This is a genomic window from Moellerella wisconsensis ATCC 35017 (assembly GCF_001294465.1).
Taxonomy (GTDB): Bacteria; Pseudomonadota; Gammaproteobacteria; order Enterobacterales; family Enterobacteriaceae; genus Moellerella; species Moellerella wisconsensis.
This window is the reverse complement of sequence record NZ_LGAA01000009.1, coordinates 98,053-115,318: the sequence shown is the minus strand read 5'-3', so window position 1 is coordinate 115,318 and position 17,266 is coordinate 98,053. Positions and strand designations below refer to the sequence as shown.

Sequence of the window (17,266 nt, the reverse complement as noted above, 5' to 3'; positions counted from 1 at the left end):
GCATAGACTGATTACTCTTGAATCAAGTAAAAAGTAGGCCATAAATTGAAAAACCAAGATAAATAACGCTTAAGGACAGTAAACCATAAGCGTTGTTTCGGCTAACTAACGAGATTATCAGCTCACTTGATAGCCAATCGATGATTAACAGTTGAAATAACGATCAAAAAAATAGCGATCAAAATAGGCGCTCAAACATAACCGTTGGCTGCCAATCTGCCGCCGCAGCTCTGGATAATTCAGCGGTTCCCGAGGCAGTTTCAATCCGCCAGCTGACCATATCACTGATCAATTGATCGATCGTATTCTCGGTGACATTATCAATCGTATTCTCTGTTGCATTATCAATCGTATTCTCAGCGCTATTTTTAATAGCCGCGGTTAAATTAGCTGGCATAGCCGAATGATAATGCAGATTGACGCCATTGATCACGGGGGCAATACTTTTACGTAAAAATACTTTTCGCCCGTGATAAGATTCATAGGTTTCTTCAATCTGGGTCGCTGATAATTGGATGACATTACCTGATATTCCCGGCTTAAAATTAATTAAATGCAGCTGGTTTCTGCCCCAAAAATCGATAATAGTGACATCGCCCATCCCCTGACCATCAACCAAATAGCTGTCATCGCCTTCTCCCCCATTGAGCAAATCGCGTCCATCAAGCGAAATTAATAAATCATTGCCTTTCCCGGTAACCGCCACCAGCTTATCGTCCCCCGCCCCGCCATACAGCACATTATTTCCATCACCAAAAGTGAACAGGTGATCATTTCCCGCTCCGCCTTTAAAAACGCGCCCATGGCCACTATTATCGGTCACGGTATTATTTCCCGCTTGAGTGTTAATCAGCCAGTCTCCCCATCGATGAGTATGGCTTAATATCATGCTGTTATTTAACTGATTAAATAGAGGTGAGCGCTCGGTACCAATCAACGCACCTTGTAAACTGTCTACCGGCTTCCAAGATGCAAACTCTCCGCTCATTTTGGCTTGAGAGGATTTATCCCGTAAATCATCGACCAATGGGGCAAAATTAACCTCGGTTAATCGAGATAGCGCTGCGGATAATTGTGCATAGTGATGCACTTGATTACGCGGCTGTTGATTATGCGGCTGTTCGCTAGGCACAGAATCAGACAGCGTAGGCTGTTTAATTTTGACTGTACGCCCCGTGGATGAAGTATAGCAGTGTAATCGCTCACCTTTAGGGGTTGTTTCCGTGGTAAATATGTCAGAAAAATAGAGCAAATGGATCCGATTATGTCCCTTTTCATCATCAATGTTGACCTCACCTTGCCCTCGGCCATCAATCAAATAGTGATCGTTACCACCGCCGCCAACAAGATGGTCATTGCCATTATCAGATAATAGAAAATCTTGATGTTCACCACCATACAGAAAATCATTGCCCTGACCACCGTACAACGAATTATAACCGGCAAGCACCTTAACGATATCATCCCCCTCACTGGCATTGATTACTCGCCCTATTCGGCTATTATCGGTGACGACATCATGACCTGATTGACTATTAATCGCGTCATGAGAACTCAAATAGCCTTGCGGCAAGAGGATCACATCATCATCTTCGGTGCCCAGATTAAGCGAAAATAAGGGGGCGACATGGCTACCCGTCGAACTTAAATTAACCTGAAATACATTGCTGTATTGATCCTGAATAAGTACATTTTTGGCCATGGAAGCCTCAAAATGCGCAAAACGAACCGCTAACTTTTGCTGCCCAAATCGATCCATTAACTGCAACGTATGATCCTGCATCGACAGTTTATAGCCATTCATATTAGGCAGTAGCAAAATGACTTTATCGTTTTCAGAATAACGGTCACTAACGGTAGAAAAATCAAACACGACTTCGCCGTTTTCCACCGGTTGATTAAATTGATAAATATCTTGACCACGGCTAACATAAATCTTATTGCCCGCACTGAGATAACTGATTTGATTATTAGAATCATCGCCGGAATAAAACACATTTTCGCCCTGACCGACGAGGTTAAACCGTCCCCAACTCGGTGGAGTGTAAGTTCGCGTCTCATCAATGATCAACGTGCCACGCTGCTGATCAAAATCAATACATTTAACCTCGCCAAGCGATAACTGATCATTATTTTGTAAATAGGTAATGTTGAACAATCCCGTCGAGAGCGGCTGACTGCTGTCTGGCGCTAAATCGACTAATTGGCTGGTTAGTAAAAATCCATCCCGCGTACGCAGAGTATAGTCATGACACAGCACCCGCCCATTACTGCGAGTGATATAAACATTTTTTAATCTAATTTGGATGCGACTGCTTATCGATGAAAAATCAATGCCGTCAATCTCTGGAGTAGAAATAGAAAGTGTGATTAATAAATCGCTACCATCAATAGATATTTGGGTAATTTCATTCAGTGAATATCCTAAATCCACGCGACTAGCCGATTTACTGCGTTCATCAATCACTATCTGGCAGCTATATATCGTGGGGGAGCGCTGTATATAATCGGCATTAATAATTTGATGATCGCTGAATTTATGCGTTTGAAAATCATAGCGTTTTTCTATCTGATAGAAATCATCACGCTGTTTATGCCACTCAAAACGGCGCAAATAATAGCTATCATTACCTTCACCGCCGTTGGCATAACCGGTGGCTAACATTAATCGATCGTCGCCAGCCTCGCCATACAATTGATAATTTCCGTAGGCGCCATCAAGCAAATTATGCTGTTCATCGCCGCGGACAATATCGGCATAATTTCCGCGCACAACAATATTTTGAATATTTTCAATATGGGCAAAATTAATAGACCGGTTTTGATCAGCGTGGTGATAAATTACCGACTTATTTTTTAAATCTATCTGTGCCGAATATCCTAGCGGGCGATCAACAATAATCAAACTATCGTTGCCCCCCTGACCGTCTAAATATTTAGACGGTATATCAGGATCCTGCGCCAATAAATTCTCAATATCGCAGTCGGTTAAATAGAAATAATCCATTTTGTCGCCACCGACAAAAAATTTCTGTCCCGATAAAATTTGAAAAGCATAAAATTCATCTTTATTGCCAATAAATATATCATTGCCATTAGCCAAATTAACACTCTGACCGGTTAACACACGATTTTGCAGATAGTCGGCAATCGTGGGTAAATCGTGTTCAATCACTTGGCTATAACGCTGAATATTAGCCAATAAATTAGGATGACGATTTGCCGCAAATTTTGACTGTAGACTAAATAGGTTCCAGTCAATCGTCGCTGACAATGAAAGCTGATTAGCTACTGACTCGGTGAATTGGGCTGTACTCCAACTGTGTCGTTGCTTAAATTCTGCCAATAAAGGATGTTGATAATTAGCATCAAAAATGAGGGCTTCATGACTTCCAAGACTTCCCGCTCGATAGTAATTGATCGGCCTTTTTAATCGTTTAGTCAATTTATAATCGCAATCACTATCATGCTGATCCGCAATACGCACTGAACCATCAACCCATAAATGATAATTTTCTAATAAGATATCGGCTTCTTGTTCAGTAAATGAGGGAGCGCCGCGCTGGGTATATCCGAGCTGATAACCAAAATGCGGAATGAAATGTTTGCCTATTTGGCCGGCAAAATAGTTTCCTTTAGCATCAACCAAATAATAACGCCGCATTTCTGCCAGCGTCGGCGTTTCAACCACACTGAGATGCCTATCAAATCCCGCGGGGAAAATCAGCGCTTGAAAACGGGCTAAATCGGTTTCCCACGCGGCATTTTTAAACGCCTCACTATAACGATGAAGACTTAATTCATGCTGCGATCGCTCGGTGGGAGCTAATCCTACCGCCCCGCGGAATCCCTCTTCGATTTTACGCCCAAGCGACAAATTAATTTCATCATTCAATCGTTCAACGGCACGAACACCGTTATAAATCATTCCCCCGACTAATATCGCACCACCGAGAGCCAATCCAGCGACCGGGATCACTGCCGAACCGGCTAAAATTCCGACGATAGTCACGCCGCCAACCATCGCGCTACCGAGAGATAATCCGGCGCTAACAAATATATCCTGACGCATTTTAACGTCGGTAATCCCGTCTAACTTAGACAGTGCATCGTACGCCTGATAAATATCTAATCCTATGCCCACCAAATTAAATAAAATCACCACTTTAGCCGCAAGAGTATGCGCTATATTAAATGAACCCGTTTTTGCATATGCGAATTCTAATAACATCGGCTGTATCATCATGTCGCCATAATTAAAAAAAGCAGACGCGCAAGTGATATAAATATTTTTCTCTATCTCTGCCTGCTCATGGCGCGTTAAATCGGGATTATCGAGTTGCTTAAGTAAGGTGGATAATGTTATCAGCGACAAAATAACGCCGGCGCCGCCCATAACTTGTCCGGCACGATTAGCGACACGTAAATAACGTGGTAATTTTAGCCCCATGTGGTGCAAATTTTCCAACGTTGCAGCAGCGATTATGCACGCATCAGCATCAACATGGCGCTCAATATAATTAAGCTGCTGGATAGCAATCGCGGCTTGCTGAAAATCAGTCGTAGAATCGATAATTTGACCTACACCCACCTGATTAATCTGACGTCTAATCATTCGCAATAGGGTTATATCGTGTTTTCCACCGTCCATTAGCGTCAAGGCTGCCGCGAGTTTTTCAGCATCAAAACGTACATTTTTTAAATTATCTGCCGATTGAAGATCATGAATAGTCACAGGTTTTCGGGCTATTGATGCCCCTAAACGCTGTAATGTGTTCAGCGTGATTGGCTCGCCATTAAAATCAATCAATCGATGAGATAAGGGGTCAAACTCGGATGACTGGGGGATGATATCAGGGCGATGAGATGGCTCTAAAAACAATGAAAAGTCTGTTTGATCGGTATAGTCATAATTAACTTGCTGAATATCTGCTCTAAAATCGTTGCCCTCGCCAGGTTCAAAACCGGCTAGTTTACCGCGTGAAATAAAACGCCCATCCGGCTGCTCAATCTGCTGATTAAAATAATTGAGTACGCTATCGACAAAACCATGCCAAGCAAAGGCTAAGTTATTATTTCTAACCCGTAACTCCACCCCGGTAGGATCGAAAAAACTGATATCATGTTGACCGTTTTGCCAGGAATAATTTACGCTATAGGTAATCGATTTTCCCTTTAATAATAATGTTTGCTGGGGATCTATGGTCATCATGGCGTATTTAATCGATTGGTCTAAACGGGTAATCATTCGTTTTTCTGACATCTCAACCGAATGTTGATAAAACGCTTGCATCTGAGCCAATAACTCAGCCTCCGCCGGTAATAATGCGCCTTGCCGTTGCTGTTGAAGCAGCACGGACATTCGCTCAATATAATCGACGGTATATTCTGGGGTTAGATAACGACGTAACGCGCCATATAAAAATTTAAATTTATTATCTAATGAGGAAAAAGAAGCCTCGCCATAATATAATTGATGATTAAGTCTACGAATTTGTGAATCCGGGGCATGATTATCGGTAGCGCGGACTAACTGACCAAAATTATTTAATTGTAACTGGCGACTGCTGGTATATTTTTCTATTGCTTGAGATAAAGTCAGATCTTTTAATGACGCGTTTTCGCCAATAAAGTGATGATCATTTAATTTAGCAAAATGATGTAAAATATCTTCAAATAATAAAAATACCTGCGGTTGATTCATGAGAGCTAGCACCTCCCCATAATTAACGCCATTCAATGCAGGAAATAATAGCCCGAGACGTTGAAGTGAGGTTTTACTTAATGAGCGTAATATCATCGGATTATCCCGAATAGCCACCATCACTCGACTTATTTCACGCGCATGCTGTTGCAAGGTACCCCGATAATCAACCTCAAATAGGCTTGCCCACTGAGCAAGAACATCCACCGGATTACGGGATTTATCATTAAAAAATTGATGAGCTTGCGGACTAATCAAGGGATCACTAAGCACAATATTTAATTTATACTGATCTAATAGGCCGTCAGCATCGGTAAAATAGAGTTTAAGAAACAGGTATTTAGCCAAAGTAACTTCCGAAAGATTAATCTTATTTAACACCAGCTTTCTGAGCAAACTATCAATCTGCTGACGAACAGTTTTAGTTTGAGCTACCACTCCTTCGACCGTCGCAAAATCCTCCCCCCGCCGAGCGGCGGTGATATTGCAGGAATATCGATCAATCCCACCGGCTGTTTCATTCCCTGTTGTTCGAGTAAAGTCGAGAATTGCTGGGTAAAGCGTTCCTTTTGCGCTAAAGGCAATAACCCATGCTGGTCAGTAAACCATACCGAAATATCCTTCGGTTCGCTTAAAGCATACTGCTGTTTTAATGCGTTGAAACTACTCGCTAAATTGTGCTTAAATTGGCTGTTCTCATGCAAACTATGTAATAACAGCCATTTTTGAGGTAACCCAGCTAACTTTTCTATATCGCCATATTCCACAGCCATTTGCTGAGAATTAGCATTCAATTGAATAATTAAAGTGTTATCTGGATAATCTGAGGTAAAGTATTCGGCAGCGAGCCGAGAGAAATTTCCATTACCTGCACGAATAACAACATAAACTTCCTTCGGGGGGATTGCATGAATATCGCGCTGAATAACTAAAGGTTCTATCATCGGCCATATTGGCGTCTCTATGACTCCAGCAATATTTAATTTCTCTAATAATTTCTGTTGAAATATATCATTTGAAAGTTGTTTATTTTCATTAATTAAATCCAAGAAACATTGATAGCCTTTATTATTAAATGAGATTTTTTTGATTAAATCAAAATCTAATGTCGCATCAGGTTTTTTTAATAAAAATAAAGGATCTAATTCTGTATCACCAATCAGTTGCCATATTTTAATTTCACCTCGCCTTAATTCATCAATAAAGTGTAATATAGCCAGTTTATTATTTATATAAACTTGTTCTGTTGCTAGATCATATTGATAAGTAAATTTATATTCTTTACTACTTGTCATTTCTGGCTCGTAATCACTTTCCCAAAAGACGCGGTGCCCAGTAATTTTATGCCCTACCGTTCGATTATATGCCACGATAGGCATATTCATGCCATAATTAGCAAATCTTTTGGTCGCTTTTAGCGCGAAGTTTTCAATAATACCACCGCGGGATAAATGACATCCCATCAGCACTATTTTATCCGGGGTGTAATTGATTAATAAATTATTTCTTAAATCATGCATACCCTTAACAAATTCAACGGCGGTATTTCCTTGAAAACGTATTTCTTTTCTATTATCAAATCTATTTCCATGCCCAATCACCACCCATCTAATTTTCCCTGTAATTTGAGTATTTAGCTCACCGTATAATACTTGCCACTGTTGGCTATCAATATCATACTGAATAATAATTGATTTATCTGGATGCTTAGACATAGCTTTTAATGCGGCTCGCGATGAACTTAAATCACCGGCAATTTGTACGATAATATTATGCTCATACTCGGTGGATGTTATAGTATATCTTTCTAATCGCAGTAATTGATTTAAAGCATCAAGATCATCTAAAGGGTTATTCCAGTGGTCTAATTTATCCGTTGATGTGGATTGCTCTCCCGCCAAAGGTTCCGCAGTCTGAAGGCCAAAATCAGATAAATAAATATCACTAAAATCCGTATCTAATTTAGCAATAGGCTCTCCAAGTGTTGGAGCAATATTATTAGTATCAATAGATATTAAATCATCTTTATTAACCATCGGATAAATTAAATAATTATTTTTACTAATAAATAAAGCCTCGCCGAGTATACTTAATGTCGTAAAATTATCTCTAAGTAAACGCTTAAAACTCATATCCTGAAGAATATCACTGTAAATATTAATTTCTTTATTATTTAAGACTAATGTTGATAAGGTGATATTTTCATTTATCGCTGTCGGTAAATGCGTGACTTCTACTGGCGGGTTACTTATAGACTTAGCATCGTCTAATAATAGATTTTTTCGTGCATGAGGGATAAAATATATTTTTTCTTTTTTATTAACTATATTAGAATTATATTTATTAAATAGCATAATCATATCCTTATGAATTATTACTTAATTAAAAGTTAACAACAAAAACCATATCGATAAATATTATTAATACCAATGCGCTGTCTTATGTTAATTTAATATAATACAATAAAAAATACTATTTACTCGATATAAAATAAAAAAAACGACTGAATTAATTGAAATTCAATCGTTTATGAAAAATATAGTGATAATTTAATGATCAAGCTTTAAATTAATTTGTTAGCCTGCATTCATTCTATGCTCAAAGACCGCTGCAGGAGACCAAACTTTCTTTTCTGCTTCAGATGCTGCGGCATGACTAATTTCTACTGCTTCACGTAAACTGACCATATTACTGATCAATTTATCTATCACCTCGTCGGTGGTCTGTCCTTTACTGTCGGGAATACTGTCGGGCATTTGCTGATAATGATGAATCTCGATATCACTAACTACCGCCACAAAACCTCGACTTTTACGAATAAAAACTTTCCGTCCACTGTTTGACTGATACATCTGTTCTATCCGATTACCGGATAATGATTTCGTTCTACCGACAGGCTCAGATTTAAAATTAATTAAATGCAGATGATTTCTGCCCAAGGTATCTTCAATAATAACATCGCCTTGACCATTACCATCGACTAAATAGCTATCATTCCCTGCACCACCATTGAATGTATCTTGCCCTTGAAGCGAAATGAACAGATCATCACCGTCCCCCGCCGTGAAGTGATCATTCCCTGCCCCACTGTATAGCAAATTATTTGCGTTGCCCGTAATTTGTAATTGATCGTCTGCGTCACTGCCTTTAAAAACTCGACCTTGAGCACTGTTATCGACAATGGGCATAGGATGATTATCAAACTCAACAAGCCAGTCGCTGCGACGATGATCTTGAGTTAAAGTCAGTTTATTATCAACAGCATAAGTAGTTAATAACTTATCGCTGCCGATTAATACTCCGTCCATTCCATTCGCGGGTTTCCATAACAAGAATTCACTACTGATTTTCTTTTGTTGTGACTTTTCAGTTAGATAATTAACCAGCGGCGATAAATTAACCTCGACTAACGTTTGGAATTTCTCAGGGAGCTGTGCATAATGATGGACTTGATTATGGGCATTTTTAGCTTCCGATAATTGAGAAACTGTAGGCTGTTTAATTTTGACTGTACGTCCAGTCGTGGAGGTATAACAATGCATCAGGGCGCCATTTTTCAGCACTTCGGTGGTATAACCCTCGGTGAAATTAAGCAAATGTATGTAGTTATCGCCAATATCATCGTCTATTTCAACCGTCCCCTTACCGCGGCCGTCAACCAGATAATGATCATCACCGCCTCCACCCGCCAGTAGCTCATCACCGTCATCTGAGAGTAAAAAGTCTGATTGAGCGCCGCCATACAGAAAATCATTGTCTTGCCCACCATAGATAACGTTATAGCCTCCCAAGACCTTAATAATGTCATTGCCAGCACCGCCGCGAATAATTCGCCCTTGCTGACTATTATCGCTAATAACATCATTCCCTTCCATGCCATCAATAACACCACTAATATCTTGATAACCTTGCGGTAAGGTAATCACATCGCCATGCTCAGTACTTTGATTTGGTGAATATAATGGCGTTACATTACTCCCTTCAGGGTGTAAATTAACCTTAAATACGTTGCTATATTTATCCTGAATAATTACTTTTTTGGCTATTTTATCATCAAAATTAGCAAAGCGAACCGCCAATCTTTGCTCACCAAAGGCATCGATTAATCGCAGTGTCTGACCAGACATTGAGAGCATATAGCCATTCTCATTCGGTAGTATCAATACGATAGTATCTTTAGCGGTATAGCAATCTTTGACTCGATAAAAATCAAAAATAATTTCTCCGCGATCAAAGGCTTGATTAAGCTGATAAATATCTTGCCCATGGCTAACGTAAATTTTATTTCCTGCACCAAGATGGCTCATTTGATTATTATCGTCATTCCCGGTGTAAACAACATTCATTCCCTGCCCGATAGGATTAAATTTCCCCCAGCTTGGCGTGGTATACGTCCGCTTGTTATCAATGGTTAATTTGCCGAGAGATTCATCAAACTGGATAGATTTATCTGGGTCAACTGACAGCTGATCATTATTTTGCAAGTAGGTAATACTGAATAAATCACGGTCAATATTAGCCGTATTATCCTTAGCTAAATCACCTAACTGGCTGGTTAATAAAAATCCATCGCGCGTTCTAAGCATATACCGATGACGAACTTTTCGTCCATCACCGGTATTGATATAAACATTTTTCAATTCAAGCCGTAATTTACTAGTTACTTTTGAAAAATCAACACCTTCAATAGTGGAAGATGGCATATTAAAGGTAATAAATAGACTGGTGCCATTAACTGACATCTCAGTAATTTCATTCAATGAATATTCTAAATCAACGGTACTTTCAGAGAGTGTATCTTCATCTAACACCACCTGTCTCATATATTCAGTGGAATTCAAATCACGATATTGGGAATTTATTACCTTATGTTCGCTAAAACGTTTAGTTTTAGCGTCATAACGTTTCTCGATACGAGAAAAATTATTTAATTGGCGATGCCATTCATAGCGACGTAAATGATAACTGTCATTCCCTTCGCCGCCATTCGCATAACCGGTTGCCAGAATTAATTTATCATCACCGTTATAGCCATAAAGCTTATCGTCTCCTAACGAACCATCAATAACATTATTTTGCTCATTACCTCGAACAATATCATCGCTATTACCGCGGATAATAATATTTTCAATATGTTGGATATGTGCAGCATCGAGCGATTTTTCTCGATTTTCACTGTGATAAATCACTCGGTTATTGTCCAAATCAACCTCGACTGAATAAGCCTCTGGGCGTTCATTGATAATCAGGCTATCACTGCCACCTTGACCATCAAAATATTTAGTCGGTCTATTCTCACCGCGGGCAGATAATGAAATCAGCGAATGATCTCTTAAATAGAAATAATCGTTCCGGTTACCCCCAACCACAAATTTTTGCCCGGCAAAAACTTGCACCGCATTTATTTCATTCATTTTCCCTATGACTACATCATTACCGGTCGCGGTATTAATACTCAGCCCTTTCAAACGCTGGCTCGTTAAATAGCGCGCGACATTAGGGATATCATTCTTAATTTGTTTAAAATAATGGCGAAGAATTTCGTCCATGGATAAATTAGGGCCAAGGACAGTAGCGTATTTATCTCTTAAGGAAAATATATTCCATGCCAGTGCCTTTGATGAGGCTAATTGGCGCTCAATAGGTTGTTCAAGCTGAGATTGGCTCAGCCCTTGGCGCTGCATAAACTCAGTTAATAATGGATTGTTATACGCCGAATTTAAGACTAAAATATCATCACTTGCCTGACCGCCATCCCATTGATAATCAATTAAATCTTTTTTCAGCTTAGTAAATTTATGATCGCAATCTTTATCGACAGCAAGCGTTAAACGGGCATTACCATCTCCCCATAAATGATAATCCGCCAATAAAAGATCGGCTTCTTGTTGGCTAAATGTGGGGGCTTCATGCTTGGTATATCCAATTTGAACACCGTGGCTAGGTGTTGCATGCCGACCTAATTTCCCCCCAAAATAATTGCCTAATTTATCAATTAAATAATACCGCGGTGCATCAATTAATCGTGGTGTTTCAATGACACTGAGGTGGCTTACAAATCCAGAGGGATAAATCGCTGTCTTGAAATAGGCTAATTCATGTTCCCAATAGGCCTTTTGGGATCCTTCGCTATAACGTTTTAAGCTCATTTCTTGTTGTGAGCGCAGGGTTGGATCGAAACCCAACATACCACGGAATCCTTCTTCAATTTGGCGCTCCAGTGAAATATTAATTTCATCAGTAATACGTTCGACTGCACGCACACCATTATAAATCATCCCCCCGACTAACAGTGCGCCACCAATCACTAACCCCACGACGGGAATAACGGCGGAGCCGGCTAAAATACCCACCACGGTGAGACCACCCACAACCGCACTGCCTATGGATAAACCAGCGCTAACGAATAAATCCTGGCGGGCTTTAACATCAGTCACACCATCTAACTTAGATAAAGCATCATACGCCTGATAAATATCTAACCCGATACCCACTAAATTAAATAAAATCACCACTTTGGCGGCGATCGTACTCGCAATATTAAAAGAGCTGGTCTTAGCGTATGCCAGTTCTAATAACATCGGCTGTAAAATCATATCGCCATAATTAAAGAAAGCCGAAGCACAGGTCAGATAAATGTTCTTTTCAACTTCAGCCAGTTCTTCGGGGGTTATATCTGGATTATCCAAATGCTTTAGTTGGCTAGATAATGAAATCAAGGACATAATAGCCCCTACGCCGCCCATCACTTGCCCCGCACGATTAGCGATTCGAGAATACCGAGGAAGTTTAATCCCCGAACTGCGTAAATGTTCTAGAGTTGTCGCACTGACAGTAACACTGTCTACTTCAATATTTTTCTGAATATAACTCAATTGCTTACCAATCACCGCACTGTCTATAAAATCAGCATAATTATCAACTATTCGGCTAATTCCCAGATCGTCAATTTGCTTACGTATAATTTTTAACAGAGTGATATCCTGTTCACTGCCGTCCATCAGCGTTAATGCCGCCGCCAACTTTCCGGCATTAAAACGTATATTTTTCAGACCATCAACCGTATAAATATTGTCACCCGTCAACGGATTACCGGCAATTGTTGCACCTAGATGTTGTAAAGTATGTAATGAAATTTTCTCATTATGAAAATCAATGAATCGGTTCTGTGGCTCATCAAAATGAGAATGAGTAATAATACGATCACTTTTATCTAAGAAAGGATCAATTAGCTTAAAATATTCATCATCCAAACGGTCATGATCCATCTGCTGAATATCTGTTCTGAAATCTTTATTTTCATCCATATCAAAGCCCGCGAGCTTACCGCGTGAAATCAGACTTTTATCGGCTTGTACAATCTCTTCATTGAGATAGCTCATCACCATTTCAGCAAATTTATGCTGTGATGCGCCTTGCTGAAGAATATTGAGACGTAACTCCACACCACTGGGATCAAAAAAGCTTAAATCATACTCACCAGATTCAGAATGATAACTTACGGTATAAGTGGTCGATTTACCTTTTAATAGTAAGGTGCTGTTACGAGTCATTGCTAATAATTGACGGGTAATTGATTGATTTTCTGTTGTAATGGATAATTTATCTAAGTACGTTGTGGCTGATAAATTTAATTGTTGCATCTTGGTCAGTAAATCATTTTCTGTCGTCGATAATATTCCTCGACGTTGCTGCTGCTCTAGTTGAGTCATGCGTTCCAAGTAGGCTAAGGTGTGATCAGGCGTCACCCCCTGACGCAACAGACTGTAAATTACCCCTAATTGATGATCACTATGAGGCGTTGCACCAGTTTTTTGATAAATCCCGTGATTAATCAAGCGAATCTGGCTACCAGGCGCATATTTCTTGGCGATATTAACCAACTGAGAAAAATCATTTAATCGAGCCCCAAGGCTCACCGCATGCTTTTCTAGCGCTTGAAATAAAGTCAGATTTTTCAAGGCGCCCTGTTCACCGGTAAAATTATCTGCACTCAACTCAGCGAAAGTAGCTAAATTATGTTTAAACAAGGATAATTTCTTGGGATGATTAATTAAATCGATAATATCTCCATGATTAACACCATTATTGGCAGGAAATAATAAACTCAGGCGTTGAATCGAGGTTTCACTGAGTACTGGCAATATGCCCGGATTATCACTAATTGCCGTAATAATTTTAGTAATATCAGCGGCATGTTGTTGTAATGTTCCCGCTGTATCGACCGCAAATAATGCATCCCAGCGACCCTGGGCTAAACCAGCATCATCGATATTCTGATTAAGAAACTGATGTATACGCGAACTAAGCAGCGGATCATTAAAAGCCACCTGTAATTTGTGATTATCTAGCTGACCTTCAGCATCCGTAAAATAGTGTTTAAGGTAAGGGTGACTCTCCAGAGTCATTTTAGACGGCAATATATCATCTAAAGCTAATTTTTTTAGTAAACTATCCACCTGTTGATGTGGTGTTTGATTATCCTGAACCTTGCCATGTTCATCCACCGCTAAATCAGGAGGGCTATCAATGATGTGCTGCACTTCAATCAGTGTATTGAAGCCTTTTTGCTCCAGTAACTCGGCTAATTGTTGGGTAAATGGCCCTTGATCAATGTTAGCGGGTGAACTTTTTTCAGTTATTGGTGCAAAAACGATTTTCTCCGGATTACTCAGCAAATAGTGTTGTTGCAGTTTTTTTAAGCTGTCGGCCATCAGTTGAGCTGAATTTTCCGCTGATGAAGAATTTTGCAACAATAACCATTGTTGTTCTGGTAATAATGCCAGTTTATGCACATCACCATACTCCACCATCATTTGCTGATTATTGGTATTTAGTTGAATAACTAACGTATTTTCAGGGAAAGCCGCAGCCACACGTTCTGCTTGCGAGCGTGAGATATCACCATCACCAGTACGGATCACCAGATATAATTTTTTATTATCTTTCGTAGTCACGGCCTGATTACCGTCTGATAGAGGCTGCGGGTCGATCATTCTCCACAACGGTATGTGCTCAATATTAAGCGGCTCTAGTTGAGTCAATAATTGCTGCTGTAATTCTTGGGCGGTTGGAAATTGCGGCTGCGTAATCACCTGCAAGAATTTTTTATATCCCTCATTATGAAATGCCACTTTTTTAATTAAGTCAAAATCTAACTGAGTATTGGACTTTTTAAATAACTTTAATGAGTTGGTCTCATCAGCCCCCACTAATTGCCATAATTCAATTTCACCACGTCTTAATTCATCGATAAAATGTAAAGCCGCTGGCTTATTATTGATAGATACTTGCCCGCTGACTTTATCGTATTGATAAATATATTTATGTTCTTTAGTTTGTGTGGTTATATCTGAGCTATCATGACTCCAAAAAATTTTATGTCCTGAAGCATAGTTTCCTACCGCTCGGTTATACGCGACTATCGGTATCTCCATTCCTTGTTGTGAAAATAACTGAGCTGCTTTAAGTGCAAAATTTTCAACAATACCACCACGTGCCAAATGACAACCTAATAACACCATTTTATTAGGCTTATAATTGGATAATAGCGTGGTGTTTAAATGTTTGATCCCCTCAACAAATTCTAATGCTGTATTGCCTTGAAAAAGCGTGGGTGTTTTTTTTCCAGTACGATTACCATGGCCAATAACCACCCATCGTATCTTTCCTACCACTGGGGTATCTAGTGCCCCCTGTAAAACCTTCCACTGCTTAGTTGGGATATCATATTGAATAACCGTTGAGTTATCTGGATGCTTCGACATAGCTTTAAGTGTACCTAATGCCACATCCTGATCACCCGCGATTTGGATAAAAACATTATGTGCATATTCAGTGGGATTAATCACCCGCTCCGCTTGGGGTAAATGTGCATTTAAACCCTTTATATAATCCAGCGGATTATGCCAGTTATTTATATTCTCAGTGGAAGGTGTATGCTCGCCGGCAAAAGAACCGGGGTGATGAGATGATAAATCAGCTTGATAAATATCACTAAACCCTCTATCTAACTGGGCAACTGGTTTTCCAAATAATTGAGAGGTATTAGTAGGATCAATTTTGTTGATCAGTGACTTTTTATTAACGTTATAAACTAAAGCATCATTTTTACTAATAAATATCTTATTTTTTGTTTTTTTTAATGTCTCTAAATTTGCTTGAATACTGGATTTAAAATCAACACTATCTAAAATATCCGTATAAATAGTGGTTTTTTTATTATCTTGAGTAAGTATTAACTGGGCAATTTTAGTTTCAGGGTTGAAACTTTCATAGGTTAATATTTTAGTCTTATCACCATTAAGGTTAACCTTGATTTTTCTTTCCGCTAACAATGTATTCTCAGTAATCTTAATATCTAATTCATTTAATTGAGTTAGCTTTTTTCTGGTGCTGATTTTAGTGTCTAATTCATAACTAGAATAAGTGATTGAGTAGTCACCATTGCCTAAATCAGGAAACTTATAATTCTCACTGTTTAATTTTACAAAATCTTTTATATAAGAGATGAAATTTTTCTTGCTACTAAAATTCTTTAATCCAGTATTTGGATCAAAAAAACTGTATTTCCATAATCCTTTATTATAATCAACTTTAATCGCCATAACATGATTATCACTAAAGAATTGATATAAAATAGGTTTTTCTTTATTAGTATAACTGGCTATTTTTCTTGTAAATTCACTAAGTTTAACTCTTATCTCATAATCATTGCTTATTTGATGAGGATATTCTTTACTATCAAATATAATCCCATTGGTTTTATTTGATGATATCATTCTATTAACAATTTCTTTTTGCGTGTCTATAATCAAAACTTTAAGAAGTGTTTTAGTATCATCCATAGTAAAGTTTTTTTCTAAGCTACTTAACCGTTCACCAAAATGAGTCTGAAGTTCAATTAATAAAGGATCCAATCGTAATTCTCTACCTTCATTGGTTAAATCAGAATCTTTTTTAGCTAACAATACAGGATAATACTTTTTCAATGATACTTTCATTTGTTCGATAAAAGATTTATAAAGTAAATTCCCTTCATCACTATAAATACTTTGATATTTATCTAATACAGTAACTAAATGCTTTTCAAAATTATCATGAGTAATTATTATATTTTCAGAGTTATCTATATCTATATAATAATTGGCCATTTTAACCGTATTCGAATGATTTGTTTGAATTGAAACCACTTCATTAATTAACTTTACAAATAATGATTTAGCATGCATTTCTTTGGCTTCTTCTCGAATCCTATAAAGATCACCAAAATACACTTCTTTTTTATGGGTTATTGTATATAAATCACCTAATAACTTTAAATATTCCTCACCCTGTCCATTAGCAGCATATAACAAATAGGATGTAGAAAAACCATAACAAAACCCGCCATGAGCTGCATTGTTTTGACCATGTTCAGTCATTAATTTTTTTACATAAGCAGATTGATTATTTGCTTGTATATACATAATAGCATCTAATTGATCAAAACCTATTTGCTTAACAGATTTATTATTAACGGGCATATTATATCCTTATAATTAGAGTGATAATTTAAATATT

At 38.5% G+C, this 17,266-nt stretch carries 3 protein-coding genes; all 3 read right to left on the bottom strand.

Features of this window, described 5'->3' with window-relative positions:
• Positions 1-178 precede the first annotated feature (178 nt).
• Positions 179-6,142 carry a calcium-binding protein gene (locus tag M992_RS15550; protein ID WP_053907525.1) on the bottom strand — a complete coding sequence of 1,988 codons (5,964 nt, stop codon included), beginning with the start codon at positions 6,140-6,142 and terminating at the stop codon, positions 179-181.
• Positions 6,136-8,058 (bottom strand): C80 family cysteine peptidase, encoded by a 1,923-nt coding sequence (locus tag M992_RS04665; protein ID WP_053907524.1) that lies wholly within the window; start codon positions 8,056-8,058, stop codon positions 6,136-6,138. Before M992_RS04665 ends, M992_RS15550 begins: the two co-directional genes overlap by 7 nt.
• Before the next feature lie 222 nt (positions 8,059-8,280).
• Complete coding sequence (locus M992_RS04660; RefSeq protein ID WP_053907523.1) at positions 8,281-17,229, bottom strand: C80 family cysteine peptidase; 8,949 nt, start codon at positions 17,227-17,229, stop codon at positions 8,281-8,283.
• Positions 17,230-17,266: the final 37 nt, after the last annotated feature.